This is a genomic window from Mycobacterium sp. IS-2888 (assembly GCF_001954215.1).
In the GTDB taxonomy this organism is placed as follows: Bacteria; Actinomycetota; Actinomycetes; order Mycobacteriales; family Mycobacteriaceae; genus Mycobacterium.
This window is the reverse complement of record NZ_MBET01000072.1, coordinates 23116-42207: the sequence shown is the minus strand read 5'-3', so window position 1 is coordinate 42207 and position 19092 is coordinate 23116. Positions and strand designations below refer to the sequence as shown.

Sequence of the window (19092 nt, the reverse complement as noted above, 5' to 3'; positions counted from 1 at the left end):
GAACCAAAGAACGCCGCGGCGCGTGCCAGCTGATCAGGCCGATCCGCATCCAGATGGGCGAAAGCTCAGCAACCACCGAAAGGGAGGTCGAACCATGGGCGATCACAAGAGCGGAGCACAAGAAGCCGTCAAGGGCGCCGTTGAAGGCGTTAAGGGTAAGGCGAAAGAGGTTGGTGGAACCTTGACCGGCCGCGACGACATCGTCGAAGAGGGTCAGGCGCAGCAAGACAAGGCCGATGCCCAGCGTGATGCCGGCAAGAAGGAAGCCGAAGCCGAATCCGCCCGCGCCGGCGCAAAGGCCGCCGAGGAACGGCAAAAGGAAAATCAATAGTCCGAACGAACGAGAGGCCCGGTTCCGTTGGGGGACCGGGCCTCTTCGTTTTGTGGACCTTCGTTTCGTCAACGGCTGCGTTCAAACGGCTGCGTTTCAAACGGCTGCGTTTCAAACGGTGTTCCCAGGCTATCCCGGCAAAATGAGCATGGGCGACCGGGTGGCGGGCATCGTCGCTTTTCTGCGTGCCGGTTACCCGAGCGGGACGCCCGCCGTGGGTTATGTGCCGCTGCTGGCGCTGCTGCCGCGTCGGGCGTCGGACGACGAGATCCGCTCGGTCATAAGCAAATTCGGGCCCGGACGCCGACCCGTCGAGGCCGATTTCCGGGTCGATGTCGGGGTGGAGATCGCCAGGGTCACCCACGAGATGCCGTTACCGGACGACATCGAGCGCGTCCAACGCGGGCTCACCGCGATCTGAACCGGCGCGGCTGCTCAGGCGTGTTGGCCGTCGACCACTTCGCCGTCGACCACCAAGTCGACCACCAGCGGGCGATGGTCAGAGATCGGCATCAGTTCCGCCTGGGCGGCACCGCCGCGCAAGCGATCGTCGTCGGTAAGGATGTGGTCTAGTTGGCGGCCGGGCGCATCCGCGGGAAATGTGGGGGCCACCGCCAGCGTCCGCATTCCCGACCAACGCCGAACCGCCTGGGGCGTCATGTTCAGGTCTCCCATCAGCAGCCGCGGGCCGGCAAAGCCGCGCAGGTCGTGGATCAGTCGGCGCAGCTGGCGCCGATTCCAGCCGGGTACGAAAGACAAGTGCGTGTTGGCCACCGTCAGAGCGCCGTGCGGGGTGTGCAGCCGTGCGATCACCGCCGCCCGCGGTTCTTCGTCGACGATCATCACCCGCCTGGGGCCCGGCAGGTACATGGGAAAGCGCATTGGAATCCGCGGTAGGCGCAGCACCTGCCAACTGGCGACCGGATACCTTGACAAGAGGGCAATTCCATATGCCGCGGTCCCGGGTTGTTCGCGGCCCGTGGCGGCCATCCAAGTCGCCCCAGGGGTGCCTGAGATAGCGGCGACAAACCGGTGCTCCACCGCTCCCATCGCTTGGGCCGCCGCCGCGGTGAGGTCGGCTCGCTCCGAGCGCGGCTGCTCAAAGTCGACCTCCTGCAACGCCAAGACGTCGGGATCGAGTCGCCGCACGCAGTCGCGTAGCCGCTGCGGATCCACGCCATCGCCGACCGTGCGACCATGCAGGATGTTGAAGGTCGCTACGCGCATAGGTCCTTAGTGCCGTCACCGGCACGGCGGTCCTTGGTGCCGTCACCGGCACGTTGGTCCTTGGTGCCGTCACCGGCACACCGCGCGTTCACCGGAACACCAGTTCCCCGACCGCCAGGAGCCGCGCGAGAACGAATGCCGGCAACACCGGTGCCGAGCCGGCGTTTCCCGCCTCGAGCTGGCTGCGAAAGCAGTGCGCCGCAAGGCGTTTACGACTAAGAGCCCACGCGGGCAGCGGCGCCGCGTACGCCCGATCCCAGGGCACCGCTGAATCGGCCGGGCTGGCCCAGTGCCACATCCAGACCGGATACTCCAGCAGCGGGGTACCCGTGCGCGCACACGCCGCCGCGGCCGCGCGACCTGCCGCCTCGTGGTCGGGGTGCCCGTCGCCGCGCCAGGTGGCGGCACACCACGTTCCGGGCGCGGCGTCGTCGAGGATGTCGACCAGCGTGTCGGTGAGTGCGCCCTCGTGGTCGGCGATACGGCCATCGGGAAGGCCGAGCGATAGCGGCGGAGAGATCCCTAAAACACCGGTCGCCCTGCGCAATTCGTATTTCTGTATCTCTGCCAGGCGAAGCCGTTCGGACCGCGAGGCGTCGGGCCGGACGGCGCCGCCGTCGCTGACCGACACCACCTGGACATTGGTGCCCGAGGCGACCAATTGCGCGATCGTCGCGCCCAGGCCGAGCGTCTCATCGTCGGGATGGGGTGCGACGACGACGAGACCGGGACATCCGGTCAGATCCAGTGGCGGCGGGGCGCCCCGGTCGAGGGCAGCGAGCCAGATTGGCACGGGGGTGCCGCCGCGGGTCAGCGGCCTGGCCGCAAACCGGGTGCAATTGCTTGTCGCAGCGGTCCTCACCGTCGTCCTCACGCTCGTCGTCACTTTGTCCTCACACCGTCCCCCAGCGGTGGTCGCCGGCGAGGCGTCCGAGCTCGGCCAGATCGCGCTCGGCGTGACTCTGTCGGATGTAGATGCTCAAATCGGCCACCCGTTGGGCATGCCGGCCGTCCTGACACAGCGGGCCCGGTCCCAGCGCGCGCCCGGTGCGGGTGATGGCTTCGTCGGCCGCGTGTTCGATGACGCTGCGGACGCGACGGGCGAGCAGTTGCGCGGTGTCGGCCCGGTCGAATGGGTCGTCGTCGATCTGGGCCGCAGCGGCGGCCAGCATTGCGTCGCCGGCCGCCAGTGCGGCGTCCACCGCGCCCAGATGGGCTAATGAGTAAGCATCAGCCGATTTGCTTCCGGCGCAACGGTATAGCGGCTCGGCAACCCGGCGTGCGCCGCCGAGCCAGCACGCCGCCACGCCGATCGCGGCGTGCCAGAACCCGGGGCGGTTCGGGTAGTCACCCGGGTCGCCCACCGCGACGGCGTGCGCGTTGGTGAACTGGACCGGCCGCGTGTCGCTGCCGGCCATCCCGGCGTTCCACCACGTGCTCGGCAGCGCTTTGACGGCATGGTCGGCAACGGCCACCGCGAACAGTCCCCGTCTTCCGTCGTCCAGCCGCGCGGTCACGAGCGCATTGGTGCAGAACCCGGCACCCTGGCACCACACCTTGGTGCCGTTCAGCGCGAATGCGCCGCCGCGGATATTGGTCGCCGTCAGCACCGCATCGGGGGATTCGGCCGCCCAGACGGCCCACAGCTGGCCCGATTCCGGTGGCTTGCCGCCCAATTCGTCCAAAATTGCGACGGCGTCGACGTGGGTCTCGGCGATCCGGGCCGCCGCGATGTCCTCTTCGGCGAGACGCGCCAGGCCTTGCCAGCGCTCAGCGGTACGGCCCGACGCCGGCAGCGGTAACTCAAGTCGTCCCGACTCAAGCCAATGCTGCACCAGGCCCGCAGTCACGCGCGGTCACCCGACGCCGATCTTTGCGCTGACATACCTGGTCGATTGCCCATTCGGCCGACGCTTAAACGACGCTTAAACGACACTTAAACGACGCTCAAAGGGGTTGCGCACGTCAGCCGCCGGGTATCACCTATCCACGATGAAACCCGTTCAGACGGACGCACACGTGTCCGCCGAGTGTGCGCGGTTGCGTGAGGCGCTGCGTGGCGCGGCGTCGGCTCTCAAAGAGAATGGGCCGCGTTTCGCGCTGGCGGGCAGCTACGCGCTGTGGGCATACGGCGCACCTGAACCCAGCCACGATGTGGATCTGGTGGTCACCGAGGACGATGCGGCGACCGCCGCCGCGACCCTCAAAGACGCCGGATTCGCCGTCGAACACCCGCCGGAGGACTGGCTATTCAAGGCCCGCACCGGAAACACGGTCGTGGACGTGTTGCACCGGCTGAACGGCGTTCCGGTGGATCGGGCCACCCTAGACTGCGCCGAGCAGCGCGACGTGTTGGCGATATCGATGCCGGTGCTGCCGCCGACCCTGGTGGTTATCCAGAAATTGCGCGCGCTCAACGAGCACCACTGCGATTTCGCGAAGCTGCTGCCGGCCGTGCGGGCGATCCGCGAACGGTTGGACTGGGATCGCATCAGATCACGGACCGCCGACAACGACTACGCGGTCGCATTCTTGGTGCTGGCCGAGCGGCTGGGGCTGATCGACTGATCTGGCGCCAGGCTCAGTGGTTACGCAGTTTGGCGACCAGCTTGTCTTTCGTCAGGCCCGAATACCCCGAGATGCCAAGCTCTTTGGCTCTCTTCTTCAATTCCGGGACCGTCCAGTCGGCGTAGGATCCGGACTTGCCGCCCTTGCGGCCTACCGAAGACTTACCCCTACTGGCGGCCGCGTTGGAGATCCGCGCGGCCTTCTCCTTGGAGTCACCCTGCTTACGCAGTTCCTGGTACATCTCTTCGTTCTTGATCGACGATCTGGGCACGATAAACCTCCTGTGCTAGGCGGGGACGGGATCCGTCTGCCGTTGCCAGCAGCGGTGTTGGGCGAGGGCTGCGGCGAATTCGTCGACGAACCCCTCGGGAAATTCGTCGGCGGCCGCCGTGGTGGTCACGACGGCCTGGTCGCTGACGACGTTGGTGTCATCGACGTCGGTGTCATCGGCCAGCCGGTTCTCGATGTTGGCGGCGCGGAGTAGGTCGATCCCGGCCCCGAACGCACCCACCGGCTTGAGGTGCTTGTAGGCCTCGACCACGAAGTGCACGGCGTAGCCGTCATTGGCAAGGGTCGACACCGAGCGGGGTCCGCAGGCCACCACGACGGCGTCGTAAAGGACCGACGCCATGGTGGTGAAGGCGCGGTCGACGGGCAACTGGCCGCCGGATCCGCCCTCCAGAGTTCCGCCGGCGATCGGGGCGAGGACTTCAACCATCGCACCGCGCTGCTGCATGAGCTCGATGAAGCGCTGCGTTCCGACGACGTCGACGCCGTCGGCGGCCAGCACCGCGATCTTGCGCGAGGCGATCGTGTCGGGGACGTCGGTCAGTTGGGAAAGTGCCGGCGACTCCGGCACCTCGTCGACCTGCTGGCGCTCCGGCTCGGGAAGCCCGAGCTTCGCCGCCACCTGACCCGCCAGCTCGTGGTCGATGTGGGCGAGTTGGCCCACCACCGCCGAGCGGATGTCGGGCACCTCGACCTTGCCTAGTTCGAAGGCGAACGCCGCCACGATGTGTTCGGCCTCGACCGCAGACATGCTCTTCCAGAACATCCGCGCCTGGCTGTAGTGATTCTCAAAAGACTTGGCGCGCTTGCGCATCGCAGCACCGTCGACCCGCTGGGTGTAGTGGCGGAAGACGTCGTCTTCTACTCTCGAGGCCAGCGCCGGACATCCGCTGCCCAAGGTGTTCTTGTAATAGCTGGACCGCCCCTGTGGGATCGCGTGCTGACCGTAGCCGTCCTGCTGGTTATTGAGCACCTCGGCCACCGGCCGATTGACCGGCAACTGAGCGAAGTTCGGACCGCCGAGACGGATCAGCTGGGTGTCGAGGTAGGAGAAGTTGCGGAACTGCAGCAACGGATCGTTGGTGAAGTCGATCCCCGGTACCACGTTCGCCGTGTGAAACGCCACCTGTTCGGTCTCGGCGAAAAAGTTGTCCGGGTTGCGGTTCAGCACCATCTTGCCCACGGGCCGCACCGGAACCTGTTCCTCGGGAATGATTTTCGTGGCGTCGAGAAGGTCGAAGTCGAACTTGAACTCGTCGGCCTCGGCCACTAGCTGGACACCGAGTTCCCATTCCGGGTACTGGCCCGACTCGATAGCCTCCCAAAGGTCGCGCCGGTTGTAATCGGGGTCCTTGCCTGCCACCTTCTGGCATTCGTCCCAGATCAGCGAGTGCACGCCGAGCCGCGGCTTCCAATGGAACTTCACGAAAGTGCCTTCACCGCTGTCGTTTACCAGTCGGAACGTGTGCACACCGAAGCCCTGCATCATCCGGTAGCTGCGCGGTAGCGCGCGGTCCGACATCAGCCACATGATCGCGTGCAGCGTTTCGGGCTGCAGCGAGACGAAGTCCCACAGCGTGTCGTGCGCCGATTGCGCCTGCGGAATCTCGTTGTGCGGCTCGGGTTTGACGGCGTGCACAAAGTCGGGAAACTTGATGCCGTCCTGGATGAAGAAGACCGGAAAGTTGTTGCCCACCAGGTCGTAATTGCCTTGTGCCGTATAGAATTTGGTGGCGAAGCCGCGCACGTCGCGGACGGTGTCGGCAGATCCCCGCGATCCGGCCACGGTGGAGAAGCGGACGAACACCGGGGTCCTGGTTCCGGGTGTGGTCAGAAATTTCGCCGCGGTGTACTCGGCCAGCCAGTCGTCGTACGGTTCGAAGAAGCCGTACGCGCCGGCACCGCGCGCGTGCACCACCCGCTCCGGTATGCGCTCATGGTCGAAGTGGGTGATCTTCTCCCGGGCGTGGAAATCCTCCAGCAGCGTGGGGCCTCGCTCGCCGACTGTCAGCGAATCATCGGTGCTGTCGACGCGGACGCCCTGCTGAGTGGTCAGGTATCCGGTGTCGCGGCGAACCCGGGACGGTTCCAGATCGCGCTGCTTCGGATCGGGCGTGCCGTCGGTCCCCATAGGTTCCCTCCTGTGTTGCGTCGGCTTGGTCTCGGCTGCTTGGTCTCGGGGTACCACTGATAAACCGGCGCAAACTCCGCACGTCGCGCACCTATCAACCTCCCGCAGGGTTGCCTACCCTGGAGGCGGGTAGTCGAGAGTGGTGATTCAGGCGACCGGCAACAACGGCGACCTTCGTGGGGGCGACCTTCGTGGGGGCGACCTTCGTGGGGTAGTGGCGATCGGTGCATCGGCGGGAGGAGTCGAAGCGCTGTCGAATCTGGCCGCCGGATTGCCGACCGATCTGCCCTACGCGTACTTGATGGCTTTGCACATTCCAGCCGGTGCACCGAGCATCCTGGCGCGCATCGTCGACCGCAGCGGGCCGCTGCCCGCGGCCGCAGCCGAAGATGGGGCGAGTCTGCAGCCGGGACACATCTATGTCGCACAGCCCGACCGGCATCTGCTCGTCGCGGATCACCGCGTGGTGTTGTCGCAGGGCCCGACCGAGAACGGACATCGGCCGGCGATCAATGCTCTATTCCGCTCGGTGGCGGTGGCTTTCGGTCCCCGCGCCGTCGGGATCCTGATGTCTGGTGTGCTCGACGACGGTGTGCTGGGGCTGGCAGCGATCCGCTCGCGCGGCGGTATCACGATCGGCCAGTCACTCGACGACGCACTTTTTCCGGCGCTGCCGACCAAGGCGCGCGAAGCCGGCGTATTGGACGATGAGGCGGCCGCGGCCGACATGGGCGAAATGCTGAAGAAGCTTTCGCAGCGTGAGATCAAGGAGCCGAACATGGAACCCGACGCTCGGATGGAGCTCGAGAACCGCATCGCGATGACGCGCCGATTCTCCACCAACTTCGATACCCAGGAACTGGGCCCGGCATCGGGGTACACGTGCCCGGACTGCAACGGGTCGTTGGTTTCGATCGGCGAGGGTCATTTCCGCTGCCGCGTGGGTCACGCATGGACCCCCGACTCGCTGCTGACCGCCCGCGACAACGAAGTCGAGAACGCGCTGTGGGTCGCGCTGCGCAGCCTCCAGGAAAAGGCGAGGCTGGCCAGGCAACTCGCCGACAGCGTCGGCCATGGACCGCTCCATTCGCGCTATACCGCGCTGGCTGAGGAAACCGAAGGTGCCCTGACGGTGCTCGGCGAGCGGTTATCGGCCAGCGCCCCCCGGCCGGGTGATGTCGGTGACGCCGCGGGCTGAATTCACCGAGCCCATCCGGGTCGACGTGGAACGGCGCGACGACGTGGCGTTCGTGGCGGTCACCGGTTTGCTGGACGGCGCTACGTACCGTGGCTTGCGCGACGCCATCATTAAGGCCGCGCTCGACGAGCCGCGCGCTGTGATCGTCGACGTCGACAACCTGTGGGTGCCGTCCGACTCCGCATGGTCGGCATTCACCAGCGCTCGCTGGCACGTCAGCGTCTGGCCGGACGTGCCGATCCTGTTGGTGTGCGAACCGGAGCGGTCGGTGCGGGCGATCACCGCCACTGGCGTGTCGCGGTATGTTCCCGTGCACCCGACCCGGCAGTCGGCGCTGGACGCCGTCCGCGATCGGTCACTACCCCTGCGGCGGCGGGCGCGCACCCAGCTCCCCGCCACCAGGATCAGCGTCGGCCTTGCCCGCGCGATGGTTACCGATTGGCTCACCAGGTGGAACATGCGTGAGCTGATTCCGACGGCGGCGACGGTAGCGACGGTCTTCGTCGAAAACGTCCTCGCCCACACCGACAGCGCGCCGGTCCTGATCGTCGAGTCCTACAAGGACAGCGTCACGGTTGCGGTCGAGGACGGCAGTGACGAGCAGCCGGCCCGGCACGAGGATCGCGATCGAGGCGCCGACATCGTGTCCGGGCTGGCGATCGTTTCCGCGCTTTGTCGTGCGTGGCGAAGCACCCCGACGGCTTCGGGCAAGACGGTATGGGCCGTCGTCGGTCCCGAAAACAAGTTCTGACGTCGCGAGTAGTGTTCTAGCGGCAGACGCTTTCTTCGAAACGGGACCGAATGGACGGCACCACCGACGAAGCCTTCGAGGCCTTGTTGCGCTACATGCGGGATTCCCGCGGCTTCGACTTCACCGGCTACAAGCGGACGTCGCTGATGCGGCGCGTCCGTCACCGGATGGATCAGGCCGGATACACCTCGTTCGAGGAATACCTCGACGTCCTGCAGGCCAGCTCGGACGAATTCGCGTCGCTGTTCAACACCATCCTCATCAACGTCACCGCGTTCTTCCGGGATCCCGAAGCGTGGGAATTCATCAGCGCCGAGGTCATCCCGCGGATGCTGGCCGAGCGCGGTCCCGACGACCCGATTCGGGTCTGGAGCGCGGGATGCGCGTCCGGGCAGGAGGCCTACACGTTGGCCATGCTGCTGGCCGAGGCGCTGGGTCCCGACGCGTTCCGGCAGCGGGTCAAGATCTACGCCACGGACATCGACGAGGATGCGCTCGCCGAGGCGCGCACCGCCTCCTATGACGCCAGGGCAGTCGAGTCGGTGCCGCAGGATCTGTTGGCGCGCTATTTCGAACAGGTCAATGGCCGCTACATATTTCACAAGGATTTGCGCCGTGCGGTGATATTCGGTCGCAACGACCTCGTCAAGGATGCGCCGATCTCCCGCGTCGACTTGCTGGTATGTCGTAATACATTGATGTACCTCAATGCCGAGACTCAGCGAAACGTCTTGGGGCGCCTGCATTTTGCGCTGGGTCCGCAGGGCACGCTGTTCCTCGGTCACGCCGAGATGCTGCTGAGCCACGGTGACCGGTTCACCCCGCTGAACCTGAAGAACCGGATCTTCCGCAAGGCCGCGGGGACCCACAACGGGATAGAACGCTACGATCCGGCCGCGGCGTTCTACGATCGGCACGGCGAGATGCCGGGCCTGACGACCGTGCGCGACTTGGCCTTTCGGGCCAGCCCGGTTGCGCAGATCGTGGTCACTGGCGAAGACACCGTAGCGATGATCAACCAGCAGGCGGAGAGCGTCTTCGGCCTGTCGGCTCGCGACATCGGCCGGCTGCTGCGTGACCTGGAAGTGTCGTATCGTCCGGTCGAACTGCGGGCCTACGTGGAGCAGGCCAAGGTGGAGCGGCGTTCGGCGCGGATTCCCGACGTCAAATGGCAACGGCCGGGCGCCGAGACGGTGTGGTTCGAGATCCATGTCAACCCGCTCGTCGACGCCGAAAACGGCCTGCTCGGCGTGTCGATCGTGTTCTTCGACGTCACCGCGACGCGCGCGCTGCTGGACAAGGTCGTGCAGACCAACCGCCAGCTCGAGGCGGCCTACGAAGAGCTGCAGTCCACCAACGAGGAGCTGGAGACGACCAACGAGGAATTGCAGTCCACGGTTGAGGAGCTCGAGACGACTAACGAGGAATTGCAGTCCACCAACGAAGAACTCGAGACCATGAACGAGGAGTTGCAGTCCACGAACGACGAACTGCACACCATCAACGAAACGCTGCGCGAACGCAGCGGGGAACTCGACGACGCCAAGAACTTCCTGGATTCGCTGATCAATTCCGTCCAGCTGGGAATGGTCGTGGTGGACCGGGAAATGCGCGTGGTGGTGTGGAACCGCGGCTGCGAGGATCTGTGGGGCCTGCGGGCCGACGAGACGACGGGCTCGAAATTGACCGGGCTGGACATCGGCTTGCCCATCGAAACGGTGCGTCCGCTGATCGGCAACGCGTTTGTCGATTCGGATACCTCGAGTCAGACGGTGGTGGACGCGATCAACCGGCGCGGCCGGCCCGCGCAAGTGAGGGTCACCTGCACACCGTTCCGCTCGCCGGGGGGAGACGTCGGCGGGGCGCTGCTACTGATGGAGGTTGTGGGCTAGCCGCGCCGCTGCGTCAGTGCCCGTATCAGTGCCCGGGTCAGGGCCCCCGTCTCAATGTCCCCATTCCGCGGCCGCGCGTGAGGCGGCTTGGTGCGCCAGTTGTGCACGGCGCAAGGACTCTTGGGCCCTGCGCCGCGCGATGGCCACCGTCTCCGCGCTGGGGCCGAGGCCCGCGGACAGCTCCTCGCGTCTGCGCCGGAGTTCCATCGCACGCAGCCGGGCGGTTTCGGCGCGGGCGGCCGCGCTGTTGGGGGCCTGGATTTCCTGAATTGTTTCGGCAGCGTCGGCGGTCCGGCCGGCAGTGCCGGAACCGCTGAGGCTGCCGCTAGTGGAGCCGCCCGGCAGTGGCGCGCCTCCGACGACGTCGGCCAGGACCCCGCCGATCTCGTGGATCGGCAGCACCAGGTCAGCGCCGGCCTCGGCGGCGGCCATCGGCATCGAGGGGTAGTCGGCGGTGTCGGGGCTCTGCGCGATCACGATGCCGCCGGCTCGCTTCATCGCAGCGGTGCCCACGGCCCCGTCGCGGCCGGAGCCCGACAACACCACCGCTAATCCCCGGGGCCCATACGAGCGCGCCACCGAGGTCAGCAGCACGTCGAAGGGCCGGTCGACCCGCTCCCGCACTTTGTGCAGACAGCAGGAACCGTCGCGCCCCAGCTCCATGTGCATTTCCGGCGGGCACACGACCACCTGCCCCGGTTCGAGCGCCTGCCCGTCGGACGCCCAGCCCACCCGATGCTCCGTTGACCTGGCCAGGATCGTGGGCAGCACGCTCGACGACCCGCCGAGATGCTGCTGCACGACGACGGCCGCGGGAAACTCGGGCGGCAGATCGTGCAGGACTACCGACAACGCGTCCAAGCCACCCGCTGAGGCGAGCAACACCACCAGCTCAACAGCCGTGGCTCGCGTTGTCACCAATCCAGTGTCCACCCGGCGGCGGCCTACGGCAGTCCCCGCGGCGAAGCGCCCCTTTCCGGCCCCTTTCCGGCCCTTTTCCGGCCTCTTTCCGGCCTCTTCCTGCCTGCGGTGTATCCACCATCCGAAGCGCTCGGGCCCGCAGACGAAGTACCGGGCAGGCCGAGTTTCGCCGATACCGCGCGCTGGGTACGGATTTATTGCGTTCATTGCGCGCGTGCTGGCGGGACAGAGCGACCGAAGGGATCCCCGAACCCCGAAGGGAATCTGCGGTGAAGATTGCAATCGTCGGCGGTGACGACTTCGTCGGTGACGACGCCGGGCGGCTGTGCGCGGCGCTTGCGGCCCAGGGGCAGCACGCCTGCACATACGTGCGGCGATCGGATCGGGCATCGGATCGACGCCCTGGAGAGGTCGGCGCCGACCGGCGCTATCGGGCCGTCGGGCTACCGGTCGGCCCCGCGAGCGTGGCCAAAGACGCCGACCTGTTGCCGTTCGTCGGCGAGTGGGCGGCCGAACTCGAGCGGCTATGGTCCGCGGATCGACCAGACATCGTGCACGCATATGGGTGGCTGGGCGGGCTGGCGGCTCAGCTCGCCGCGAGACGACAAGACCTACCGACCGTTCAGACCTTCGGGCCACTGGTGTCGTTTCCGCAATCCGCGCGGTCCGGCGGCGGCAAGCGCAAAGTCACTCGGGTCACTGAGCGCGAACGCATCGAGCCGCTCTTGGCGCGCAATGCGAACTGGGTGACCGTCGAGAGCAGCGCCGACGTCTCCGCGCTGGCCAGGCTACGCCGCAGTCGCGCGCGAGTCTCCGTCCTGGCGAGCGGGGTCGACGTCGAGCAGTACACCTCGGTGGGTCCGGTGCTCGGCCGTACCAATCTGCATCGCGTTCTATGTATGGCGTCGAACCCGTTGCCGGACAACGGATTCGACATCGTGATTGGCGTGATGCCAAGAGTTCCGGGCACCGAGCTTGTGGTCGCGGAGACAGATGCCACCGACCGTGCCGCCGACCGCAACCACACCAAGGCGCGCAACCGTCTCAAACGCCTTGCCGCAGAATTGGGGGTGGCCGATCGCGTGCACTTCGTCGGCACCGTCTCCGGCGACGAGCTACCGATGATGGTGCGATCCGCCGATGTTCTCGTGTGCACACCTCGGCAGCCACCGCGTGCGACCTCGGCTTTAGCGGCCATGGCCAGCGGGGTGGCGGTGGTTGCCTTGCCGGTCGGCGCGTTGATCGACGTGGTTGTGGATTCGGTAACCGGGTTGATGTTGGATCACCCCAACGAATTGGCTGCGGTTTTGAGAAACCTTCTGGCACATGACTTTCAGTGCCGGAGCATGGGTGCCGCGGGTCGCAGCCGGGTAGAGTCGCGCTTCACCTGGGACCGGGTCGCGCTCGACGCGCTGAACATATACCGGCAGCTCGGTGCCGACTACGCGCCGATGCGATCTTTGCAGCCGACGGGTACACCGTGACTACGCCCTGACTTTGTGGGCGGCGGGCGAGGTGCGTTGTAGTCTGGGATAGGCCGCGATGCCGAGTCCTACAATGACGAGCATCACCGAAAACATAGCCTCCGGCCCCGTCCTGGGCCCAGCCGGTGAGTTCAGCGCGGTCCACGTTGACCTGCACAACGCAGATCATGCCGGTCCAGCCCGCGCCCATGACGTCGATCCCGGCGCCATGCACGCCCCGGCTGCCGTCCGGTACGAGCAATTCCGCACCGGCGATCCCGTTGCGGCGACTCGATTCTTCGCGGACGCCTACACACCGGGCTGGCTGATCACCGGCCTGGCTGGGGGCTCGACCGTCGCCCATCGGCGGAGTGAAGCGGCTGCGCTGAGTTTCGACGAGGTGACGATTCAGGGTCGGATGGCGTGCAAGATTCCACCCGGCGACTCCGTGCTGGTGATCCAGCCCCGGGCCGGATCGTTGTCGGTGACCGGTGGTCCGCTGCCGATCGGGGACTCACCGCTGCTGATAGCCCACGGCATGTCCTGCGTGCTGCACGTGAACGGCGCGCGCTTCGACGTCGTCACCGTCGGGGCCGATGCGCTGCGCAAGGTCGCCGCTGACCGCCTTACTCCGGTACCGCAGCACATTCGGTTCCTCAGCTGGCGCCCACGCTCGGGCGCCGCCGTGCGCGCGTGGCATCGAGCGCTGGATTACGTGACCGCCACCCTTGCTTCGCCGGATACCGTCCACCAACCGTTAATCGCCGCGGCGGCGGCGCCCCTGCTGGCCACGGCGCTGCTCGAGTGCTACCCGTCGAACGTCACCCTGCAGCAGGACCTGCTGAGCGACCCGGCGGTGCCGGGCACGCTGAAAGACGCGGTGAAATTCATCCATCGCCACGCCGCCGGTGACGTCGGCGTGACCGACGTCGCGGCCGCGGTCCATCTGACGCCCCGCGCGGTGCAATACCTCTTCCGACAGCGGCTCGACACCACCCCGACGGAGTATCTGCGTCGCGTTCGGCTGCACCGCGCGCACCAAGACTTGATGAATCGCGACCGTTCCGAGACCACCGTCACCGAGGTTGCGCAGCGTTGGGGCTTTGCCCACACGGGCCGGTTCGCGGTGCTCTATCGGCAGACCTATGGCCAGAGCCCACACACGACGCTCAATCAATGAGCTGACTGCAAGCCGAAAAACGAAGCGGATCAGGGGTTCCGAGCCAGGAAACGAAGGCTCCGCGGCTGCTCGGGCAGGCCGAACAAACCCGGAATAGCCTGTGCGGCAGGGTGTTCGCCCCTGGCCGGCGAATTGCGCGGCCTCGTTGCGGCATCGTTCGGTGCGGTCGCCGGCGTACGCTGTACCTCAGGTTGAGTCCACAGCTCCCCGTTCACCCGGGTTATCGTCACCACGCTTGATGGGCGCATCACATGGCTGCCTTCGCCTTCTCCGCACCGGATCTCCACAGACCAGACCTGATCGATTGTGCCGGGGCGCAACTGTGGGTACACACGCGGGGCCTAGCCACCGTCGTACGCGTCGGCGGCGAAATCGACGCGTCGAACGCCGACTTGGTATCCCGGGCGATCCGCCGCATCGAGCGGCCGGACGTTCCACTGATTCTCGATCTGCGTCACCTCGACTTTCTCGATGTAGCCGGCCTTCGCGCGCTGATCACCCTCAATCGCGAAAACCAAGAAGCCAGGTTGCGGTGCGACATGGTCAGCGGTCCGACGCTGCGTCGGCTCACCCGAGTCGTGGCCGACCACGGCTTGCCTCTCGTCGATTCGGTTCCCGAAGCCCTGCAGCTCGTTGAAGAATCGCAGCACACTTGAACGAAAAACCCTCGTAAGCAAAGCTTTACGACGGACCCTGCCGGCATGGGTCGAATGGCGTCTAGCATGTGGTCATGGTCGAGATTCATTTGGAGCGGACGATCGCGGCGCCGGTGGACCAGGTCTTCGACTGGCTGGCCGACCCGGCCAACCTGGCGGCCGCGCCGCTCGTCCTCAAGGCCGGTTACGCGAAGGACTCTGCGGCGCGCGGCGCGGGTGCGATGCGCGAGGTGGTCGGGCTTGGCACGTGGTTTCGTGAAGAGATCACGGCCTACGATCGGCCGCACAGCTATTCGTACCTCATCGTCCGGTCGTTCCCGCCGTTCGACCACGAGGGCGGCACGCTGACGTTCACGTCTTCGGGCACGTCTTCGGGCACGTCTTTGGGTGGTGGCACTCACGTCGACTGGCTGACCAACTACACCCATCCGGCGGTGGCCGGCGGCAAAGTGCTGGAGGCGATCAGCTATCGGCTGCTGCGTTCCAGCTTCCTCGCGATCCTCAACGCCTGCGCCGTGGCGCTGGAGCGGTAGCCACGAATTGTGGTGCGGGACTGCCTAATTCAACAATAACCGTCATGTCCCGATCTTCACCCGCTGCATCAACTGGCCGGCGGCGTAGCGGCCGCTGAACACGGCGCCGGTGACGGTGGACGGATTGTTGACGCCGACGGCCTCGCCCGCGAGATATACCCGGTCGCCGATCGGCTCCTGCAGCTGCCGCCGGTCGTCGAGGCCGGAGCCGGGTGCGTGAAATGAGTAGGCGCCGCGGGCGTACGGGTCGGCGGACCACGCCGAGGTCGCGACGTCGACCGGCGAGACGTCGTCGCCGAACAGTTGGCGGGCGACGGGCAGCGCGCCGGCCATGAGATCGGTCGGTGAGGACGACTCCACCGCGCGGCCACGATCACCGGCATTGAACGCCAACACAATCGGCCCCGAGGAGCTCGGCAGGGTGAACCATTGCGCCCACGCGCCGGGGTCGGTCCCCAGGTACAGGTAGAAGGCGTTCTCCGCGTCCCAGGTGCGCCGGCTGAACCGGAAGTAGCTCTTGGACAGCACGCCGAACCCGAGCGCGTCGATCGCGTGGGCGTGTCCGTCGGGAAGGCGCGGATCGAAGGTGATCGCACCGGATTTCAGCACGCCGAGGGGAACCGTGACTATCGCGGCGGGTCCCTCGAAGGAGCGGTCTTTCGTGCGCACGACGACGGAGCGGTCTCGTCGCACGATCGCGGTGACCGGGCTATTCAGCCGGATCTGCAGCCCGTCGGCCAGTAGCCGAGGCAGGGCGTCATAGCCGGTTGTGACCACGTCCTGGTCGCCGCTGCAGTAGTCGCCCTTGTCAAATGTCTTGGCGGACAGCTGATCAGCGCCGGCCGCGTACTCGTCCTCGATCTCGGTGGCGACGAAAAATGCCAACTGGGCGCGCTCGGACTCGGAAAGGTCCGCGGCAGCGGCGTGGACGGCGGTGCCGAGACTTCCGCCGTCGACATCGTCGCGGGCCTGGTCGACGAACGCGCGCCAGTGCCGTGGGTGGTAGTCCAGCGGCGGCAGCCGCGGATCAACCGCGAGCTTCGCCCATCCGTGATAGTCGGTCGGAACATGTTGTGCCTGCGCCCGCCGTGCCAGCTCCGTCAGCGGGTTGTTCGTGGTGCCGTGGATCCACGACGCGCCCATCTCGAGCGGTGCGCCCCAATTGCGGTTCGTGTACACCCTGCCGCCGATGCGATCGCGGGCTTCGATCACGCGCACCGGCCACCCCGCGTCGGCGAGGCTGCGTGCGGCGGACAAACCCGCCATCCCCGCACCGACGATGAGGACGGAGTTGGTGTCCGATCTGGTGTCCGATCTGGTGTCCGGTGGCGACGGGGCATCCGACGCGCAGGCGGCCGCCAGCGTCCCCCCGACCACGCTCGTCGTGGCCGCCAAGAACTCCCGACGCGACATCGGGGACACGTTGGTCAGCGTCTCATACCCTGCGTGATTTGATCCCGGGATTTGTTGGACGGGCGTCCGAAATTTTCGGCATATATTTGGCCGATTCCGGCAAGTCCGTCGTTGATTCCACGTAAACTCGGTCACATCCAGGGTGCGGCAACGGGGCCGTGTTCGAGGGGGGAGCAGCGATGAGTGCTCGACAAGCGACTAGCGCGATTCACCGGTTGCCGGATGCACTGCCCCCGAGCCGTACTCTGACCGTCTGTGCGGCGGACGGCACCCCGCTGCACTCGGAGGTCTTCGGGCCGCCCGACGGCTATCCGATTGTTCTGACGCACGGCATCACCTGCGCGATACGCGCGTGGACGTATCAGATCGCCGACCTCGCCTCCGACTATCGGGTGATCGCCTTCGACCATCGCGGCCACGGCCGCAGCGGTGTGCCCAAGGGCAAGGGGCGCGGCGGCTACAGCCTCGAACACCTTGCGTCCGACCTGAATTCGGTGCTGGAGGCGACGTTGGCGCCGCACGAGCGTGCGGTGCTGGCGGGGCACTCGATGGGTGGCATCACCATCGCCGCCTGGTCGGCGCACTACCGCGACAGGGTTCGCCAGCGCGCCGACGCGGTCGCGCTGATCAACACCACCACCGGGGACTTGGTGCGCGAAGTGAAGCTGATGTCGGTCCCCAGGGAACTGCGCGGATTTTCGGAGGCCCGCGTCATGGCCGCGCGCGGACTGATCGGCGCGTTCGGCGGGTTTCCGGTACCCACGGCGGCCCGGATCGCGAGTCGCTACCTGGTTGCGATGCTGGCGGTCGGCAGGGACGCCGACCCGAGCGCCGCGCGGCTCATCTACGAGCTGTTCGCTCGCACATCACCGGCGGGGCGCGGCGGCTGCGCGAAGATGCTCGTGGATGCCCTGGGTTCGCGTTACCTCGAGTTGGATGGATTGACCGTGCCCACGTTGGTCATCGGCAGCGAACGCGATCGCCTGACGCCGATCGGTCAGTCCCGCAGGATCGCGCGCACCGCGCCCAACGTCGTCGGCCTTGTCGAGTTGCCGGGTGGGCACTGCTCGATGCTGGAACACCCCCGCGAGGTGAACGGTCAGCTGCGAACGCTGGCCGAATCGGTAGCCCGCGAGGTGCCCGCCCGCGAGGTACAGCTGAGTTCATAGCAGGTCGGCTCATAGCAGCTGGGCGGTGATCTCCGCGGCCGCCCGCTGGCCCGACCGGACGGCGCCGTCGAGAAATCCGGTCCACTCGTCCGCGGTCTCGGTGCCAGCCCAGTGAATCGGGCCGACGGGCTCGCGCAACCACGGACCGTATCGCGTCCACGACCCGGGTGGCACGGCCGCAGTCGGGCCGCCGGGCGCGAAATACTCTGCGCCCCAACGGTGATCGACATAGTCGAGCGGTTTGAGCGCCTCGTCGCCGAACAGGCTGGCGAAGCAGCGCAACGCATCGCGGCGGCGTTGGTCGGTGGGTAGCGAGTCGAATGCGCGGGCGTCGACGAACCCCATCAAGATGCCGGGGCCGTCGGCATGCGGGCTGACGTCGAAAGTGATGAACACGGGGCCCTTGTCGGACAGCGCCTGGCCGGAGAAGCCGTTGTCCCGCCAGAACGGCGTGGAGTAGGCGGCGTAGGCCTTGCTGAGCCGGCCCTGCGGCCAATTCTTGGCCAGCTCGGTGTACTCGGGCGGCAGCGGGGGAGCGAATTCGATGGATGCGCGATGGGCCGGGGGGATGGCGACGATGACGAACCCGGCCTCGGTCTGGCCGCGCTCGGAGGACACCGTCACGCCGGCACCGTGTCTTTCGATCCGGCGCACCGGCGCGTTGAGCATCACCCGGTCGCCCAGTTCGGCGGCCGCCGCCTCGGCGATCTGCTGGGTGCCGCCCGGGAAACGATCCTGCTGGGCACCGTTTTCGACGTCGAGCAGCCGGTCCAGGCCGCCGGCGGCGTGCGTGTAGCGGGCGGCGTGCAACATCGATACGTCGTCGGGTTCGCAGCCCCAGGTCACCCGCGCCATGATGGCGAGCAGGTCACGGGACGAGGCGGTGGCGCGCATCGCGCGCAGCCACTCGCCGAGCGAGAGGTCGTCGAGCTCGCGGGCGCGGCGCGCGTCCCAGGGGGCTGCCAGCGGGATGCTGCGCGCAATTCTGTCGAATTGCCAACGCAGCCTGGCGATGTCGATCAGCCCGGTCAGTGAGAGCTTGGGGATGGTGCCGCGGTAGGAACGCGCCCAGCCGCGCCAGTGGATCACGTTCTTGCCGTCGTGGTGCGTCGGCGCGGTCGAGACGTCGAGCTCGGCCGCCAGCGCAAGGACCGCGTCCTGGGTTGGGCCGACGAAGGTGCCGCCTAGATCGGCGGGCAATCCCGCAACGCTGCCGGTGAACGAGCGCCCGCCGACCCGGTCGCGGCCCTCGAAGACCAGCACATCATGACCCTGTCGCGCCAGCTCGCGCGCTGCGGTCAACCCGGCAAAGCCAGCCCCTACCACGACGACGTCGACAATCCGGGGAGGGTCGGTCACGGGCTCTAGTCA

Annotated in this window: 20 protein-coding genes; 12 read left to right on the top strand and 8 right to left on the bottom strand. The window is 66.9% G+C overall.

Annotated features, from left to right (window positions below; genetic code table 11):
• The first annotated feature begins 94 nt into the window (after positions 1-94).
• The gene (locus A5745_RS14795; RefSeq protein ID WP_076064473.1) at positions 95-331 is read left to right on the top strand and encodes a CsbD family protein; all 237 of its coding nucleotides are present in this window, start codon (positions 95-97) and stop codon (positions 329-331) included.
• Between the two features lie 142 nt (positions 332-473).
• On the top strand, positions 474-752 hold the full coding sequence (locus A5745_RS14790; RefSeq protein WP_076116994.1) for a DUF3349 domain-containing protein: 279 nt from the start codon (positions 474-476) through the stop codon (positions 750-752).
• A gap of 14 nt (positions 753-766) precedes the next feature.
• Here the strand turns inward: A5745_RS14790 and A5745_RS14785 are convergent, their stop codons facing one another.
• From A5745_RS14785 to A5745_RS14775, 3 genes are all read right to left on the bottom strand, one after another.
• On the bottom strand, positions 767-1558 hold the full coding sequence (locus A5745_RS14785; RefSeq protein ID WP_076116913.1) for an endonuclease/exonuclease/phosphatase family protein: 792 nt from the start codon (positions 1556-1558) through the stop codon (positions 767-769).
• A gap of 88 nt (positions 1559-1646) precedes the next feature.
• Positions 1647-2420: a PIG-L deacetylase family protein gene (locus A5745_RS14780; protein WP_076116911.1), complete on the bottom strand. Its 774-nt coding sequence runs from the start codon at positions 2418-2420 to the stop codon at positions 1647-1649.
• A gap of 31 nt (positions 2421-2451) precedes the next feature.
• A complete protein-coding gene (locus A5745_RS14775) occupies positions 2452-3408 on the bottom strand; it encodes an acyl-CoA dehydrogenase (protein ID WP_076116909.1) in 957 nt (318 codons plus the stop codon).
• Between the two features lie 142 nt (positions 3409-3550).
• Between A5745_RS14775 and A5745_RS14770 the strand changes: the two genes are divergently transcribed.
• Positions 3551-4126 (top strand): nucleotidyltransferase, encoded by a 576-nt coding sequence (locus tag A5745_RS14770; RefSeq protein ID WP_076064468.1) that lies wholly within the window; start codon positions 3551-3553, stop codon positions 4124-4126.
• A gap of 13 nt (positions 4127-4139) precedes the next feature.
• On the opposite strand, the gene A5745_RS14765 is transcribed toward A5745_RS14770, so the two are convergent.
• Complete coding sequence (locus A5745_RS14765; RefSeq protein ID WP_076064467.1) at positions 4140-4397, bottom strand: Rho termination factor N-terminal domain-containing protein; 258 nt, start codon at positions 4395-4397, stop codon at positions 4140-4142.
• A 15-nt stretch (positions 4398-4412) separates the two neighbouring features.
• On the bottom strand, positions 4413-6545 hold the full coding sequence (locus A5745_RS14760) for a catalase (protein WP_076116907.1): 2133 nt from the start codon (positions 6543-6545) through the stop codon (positions 4413-4415).
• Positions 6546-6687: 142 nt separating this feature from the next.
• Between A5745_RS14760 and A5745_RS14755 the strand changes: the two genes are divergently transcribed.
• Genes A5745_RS14755 through A5745_RS14745 form a run of 3 tightly spaced genes read left to right on the top strand, consistent with a single transcriptional unit; the run spans position 6688 to position 10386 of the window.
• Positions 6688-7743 carry a chemotaxis protein CheB gene (locus tag A5745_RS14755; protein WP_139329622.1) on the top strand — a complete coding sequence of 352 codons (1056 nt, stop codon included), beginning with the start codon at positions 6688-6690 and terminating at the stop codon, positions 7741-7743.
• Positions 7727-8494, top strand: a complete 768-nt coding sequence (locus A5745_RS14750) for an STAS domain-containing protein (protein WP_254848589.1) — start codon at positions 7727-7729, stop codon at positions 8492-8494. The genes A5745_RS14755 and A5745_RS14750 overlap by 17 nt, the downstream gene beginning before the upstream one ends.
• A gap of 50 nt (positions 8495-8544) precedes the next feature.
• Positions 8545-10386, top strand: coding sequence for a CheR family methyltransferase (locus A5745_RS14745; RefSeq protein WP_076116901.1), 1842 nt, complete (start codon positions 8545-8547; stop codon positions 10384-10386).
• Between the two features lie 51 nt (positions 10387-10437).
• On the opposite strand, the gene A5745_RS14740 is transcribed toward A5745_RS14745, so the two are convergent.
• Positions 10438-11304 carry a chemotaxis protein CheB gene (locus tag A5745_RS14740; RefSeq protein WP_254848588.1) on the bottom strand — a complete coding sequence of 289 codons (867 nt, stop codon included), beginning with the start codon at positions 11302-11304 and terminating at the stop codon, positions 10438-10440.
• Positions 11305-11576: 272 nt separating this feature from the next.
• Between A5745_RS14740 and A5745_RS14735 the strand changes: the two genes are divergently transcribed.
• The 4 genes from A5745_RS14735 (at position 11577) to A5745_RS14720 (ending at position 15139) form a co-directional block, all read left to right on the top strand.
• Positions 11577-12791: a glycosyltransferase gene (locus tag A5745_RS14735; protein ID WP_076116897.1), complete on the top strand. Its 1215-nt coding sequence runs from the start codon at positions 11577-11579 to the stop codon at positions 12789-12791.
• Positions 12792-12864: 73 nt separating this feature from the next.
• On the top strand, positions 12865-13950 hold the full coding sequence (locus tag A5745_RS14730) for a helix-turn-helix transcriptional regulator (protein WP_139329621.1): 1086 nt from the start codon (positions 12865-12867) through the stop codon (positions 13948-13950).
• Positions 13951-14201: 251 nt separating this feature from the next.
• Positions 14202-14606 (top strand): STAS domain-containing protein, encoded by a 405-nt coding sequence (locus A5745_RS14725; RefSeq protein WP_076116893.1) that lies wholly within the window; start codon positions 14202-14204, stop codon positions 14604-14606.
• Positions 14607-14680: 74 nt separating this feature from the next.
• Entirely contained in the window at positions 14681-15139 is a 459-nt protein-coding gene (locus tag A5745_RS14720) for an SRPBCC family protein (RefSeq protein ID WP_076116992.1), read from the top strand.
• 42 nt (positions 15140-15181) lie between these two features.
• Here A5745_RS14720 and A5745_RS14715 read toward each other — a convergent pair whose 3' ends face one another.
• Positions 15182-16501, bottom strand: coding sequence for an NAD(P)/FAD-dependent oxidoreductase (locus A5745_RS14715; RefSeq protein WP_256385479.1), 1320 nt, complete (start codon positions 16499-16501; stop codon positions 15182-15184).
• Here A5745_RS14715 and A5745_RS25070 point away from each other — a divergent pair.
• Positions 16434-16589, top strand: a complete 156-nt coding sequence (locus A5745_RS25070; protein ID WP_254848586.1) for a hypothetical protein — start codon at positions 16434-16436, stop codon at positions 16587-16589. The genes A5745_RS14715 and A5745_RS25070 overlap by 68 nt on opposite strands.
• 142 nt (positions 16590-16731) lie before the next feature.
• Positions 16732-17721 (top strand): alpha/beta fold hydrolase, encoded by a 990-nt coding sequence (locus A5745_RS14710; protein WP_076116890.1) that lies wholly within the window; start codon positions 16732-16734, stop codon positions 17719-17721.
• 9 nt (positions 17722-17730) lie between these two features.
• Here A5745_RS14710 and A5745_RS14705 read toward each other — a convergent pair whose 3' ends face one another.
• A complete protein-coding gene (locus tag A5745_RS14705; RefSeq protein ID WP_076116888.1) occupies positions 17731-19080 on the bottom strand; it encodes a flavin monoamine oxidase family protein in 1350 nt (449 codons plus the stop codon).
• Positions 19081-19092: the final 12 nt, after the last annotated feature.

Excerpts from the sequence above, each read along its gene's own strand:
- A5745_RS14795 (WP_076064473.1), top strand. The coding sequence starts at position 95 with ATGGGCGATCACAAGAGCGGAGCACAAGAAGCCGTCAAGGGCGCCGTT.
- A5745_RS14790 (WP_076116994.1), top strand. The coding sequence starts at position 474 with ATGAGCATGGGCGACCGGGTGGCGGGCATCGTCGCTTTTCTGCGTGCC.
- A5745_RS14785 (WP_076116913.1), bottom strand. The coding sequence starts at position 1,558 with ATGCGCGTAGCGACCTTCAACATCCTGCATGGTCGCACGGTCGGCGAT.
- A5745_RS14770 (WP_076064468.1), top strand. The coding sequence starts at position 3,551 with ATGAAACCCGTTCAGACGGACGCACACGTGTCCGCCGAGTGTGCGCGG.
- A5745_RS14760 (WP_076116907.1), bottom strand. The coding sequence starts at position 6,545 with ATGGGGACCGACGGCACGCCCGATCCGAAGCAGCGCGATCTGGAACCG.
- A5745_RS14745 (WP_076116901.1), top strand. The coding sequence starts at position 8,545 with ATGGACGGCACCACCGACGAAGCCTTCGAGGCCTTGTTGCGCTACATG.
- A5745_RS14730 (WP_139329621.1), top strand. The coding sequence starts at position 12,865 with ATGACGAGCATCACCGAAAACATAGCCTCCGGCCCCGTCCTGGGCCCA.
- A5745_RS14725 (WP_076116893.1), top strand. The coding sequence starts at position 14,202 with ATGGCTGCCTTCGCCTTCTCCGCACCGGATCTCCACAGACCAGACCTG.
- A5745_RS14720 (WP_076116992.1), top strand. The coding sequence starts at position 14,681 with ATGGTCGAGATTCATTTGGAGCGGACGATCGCGGCGCCGGTGGACCAG.
- A5745_RS14710 (WP_076116890.1), top strand. The coding sequence starts at position 16,732 with ATGAGTGCTCGACAAGCGACTAGCGCGATTCACCGGTTGCCGGATGCA.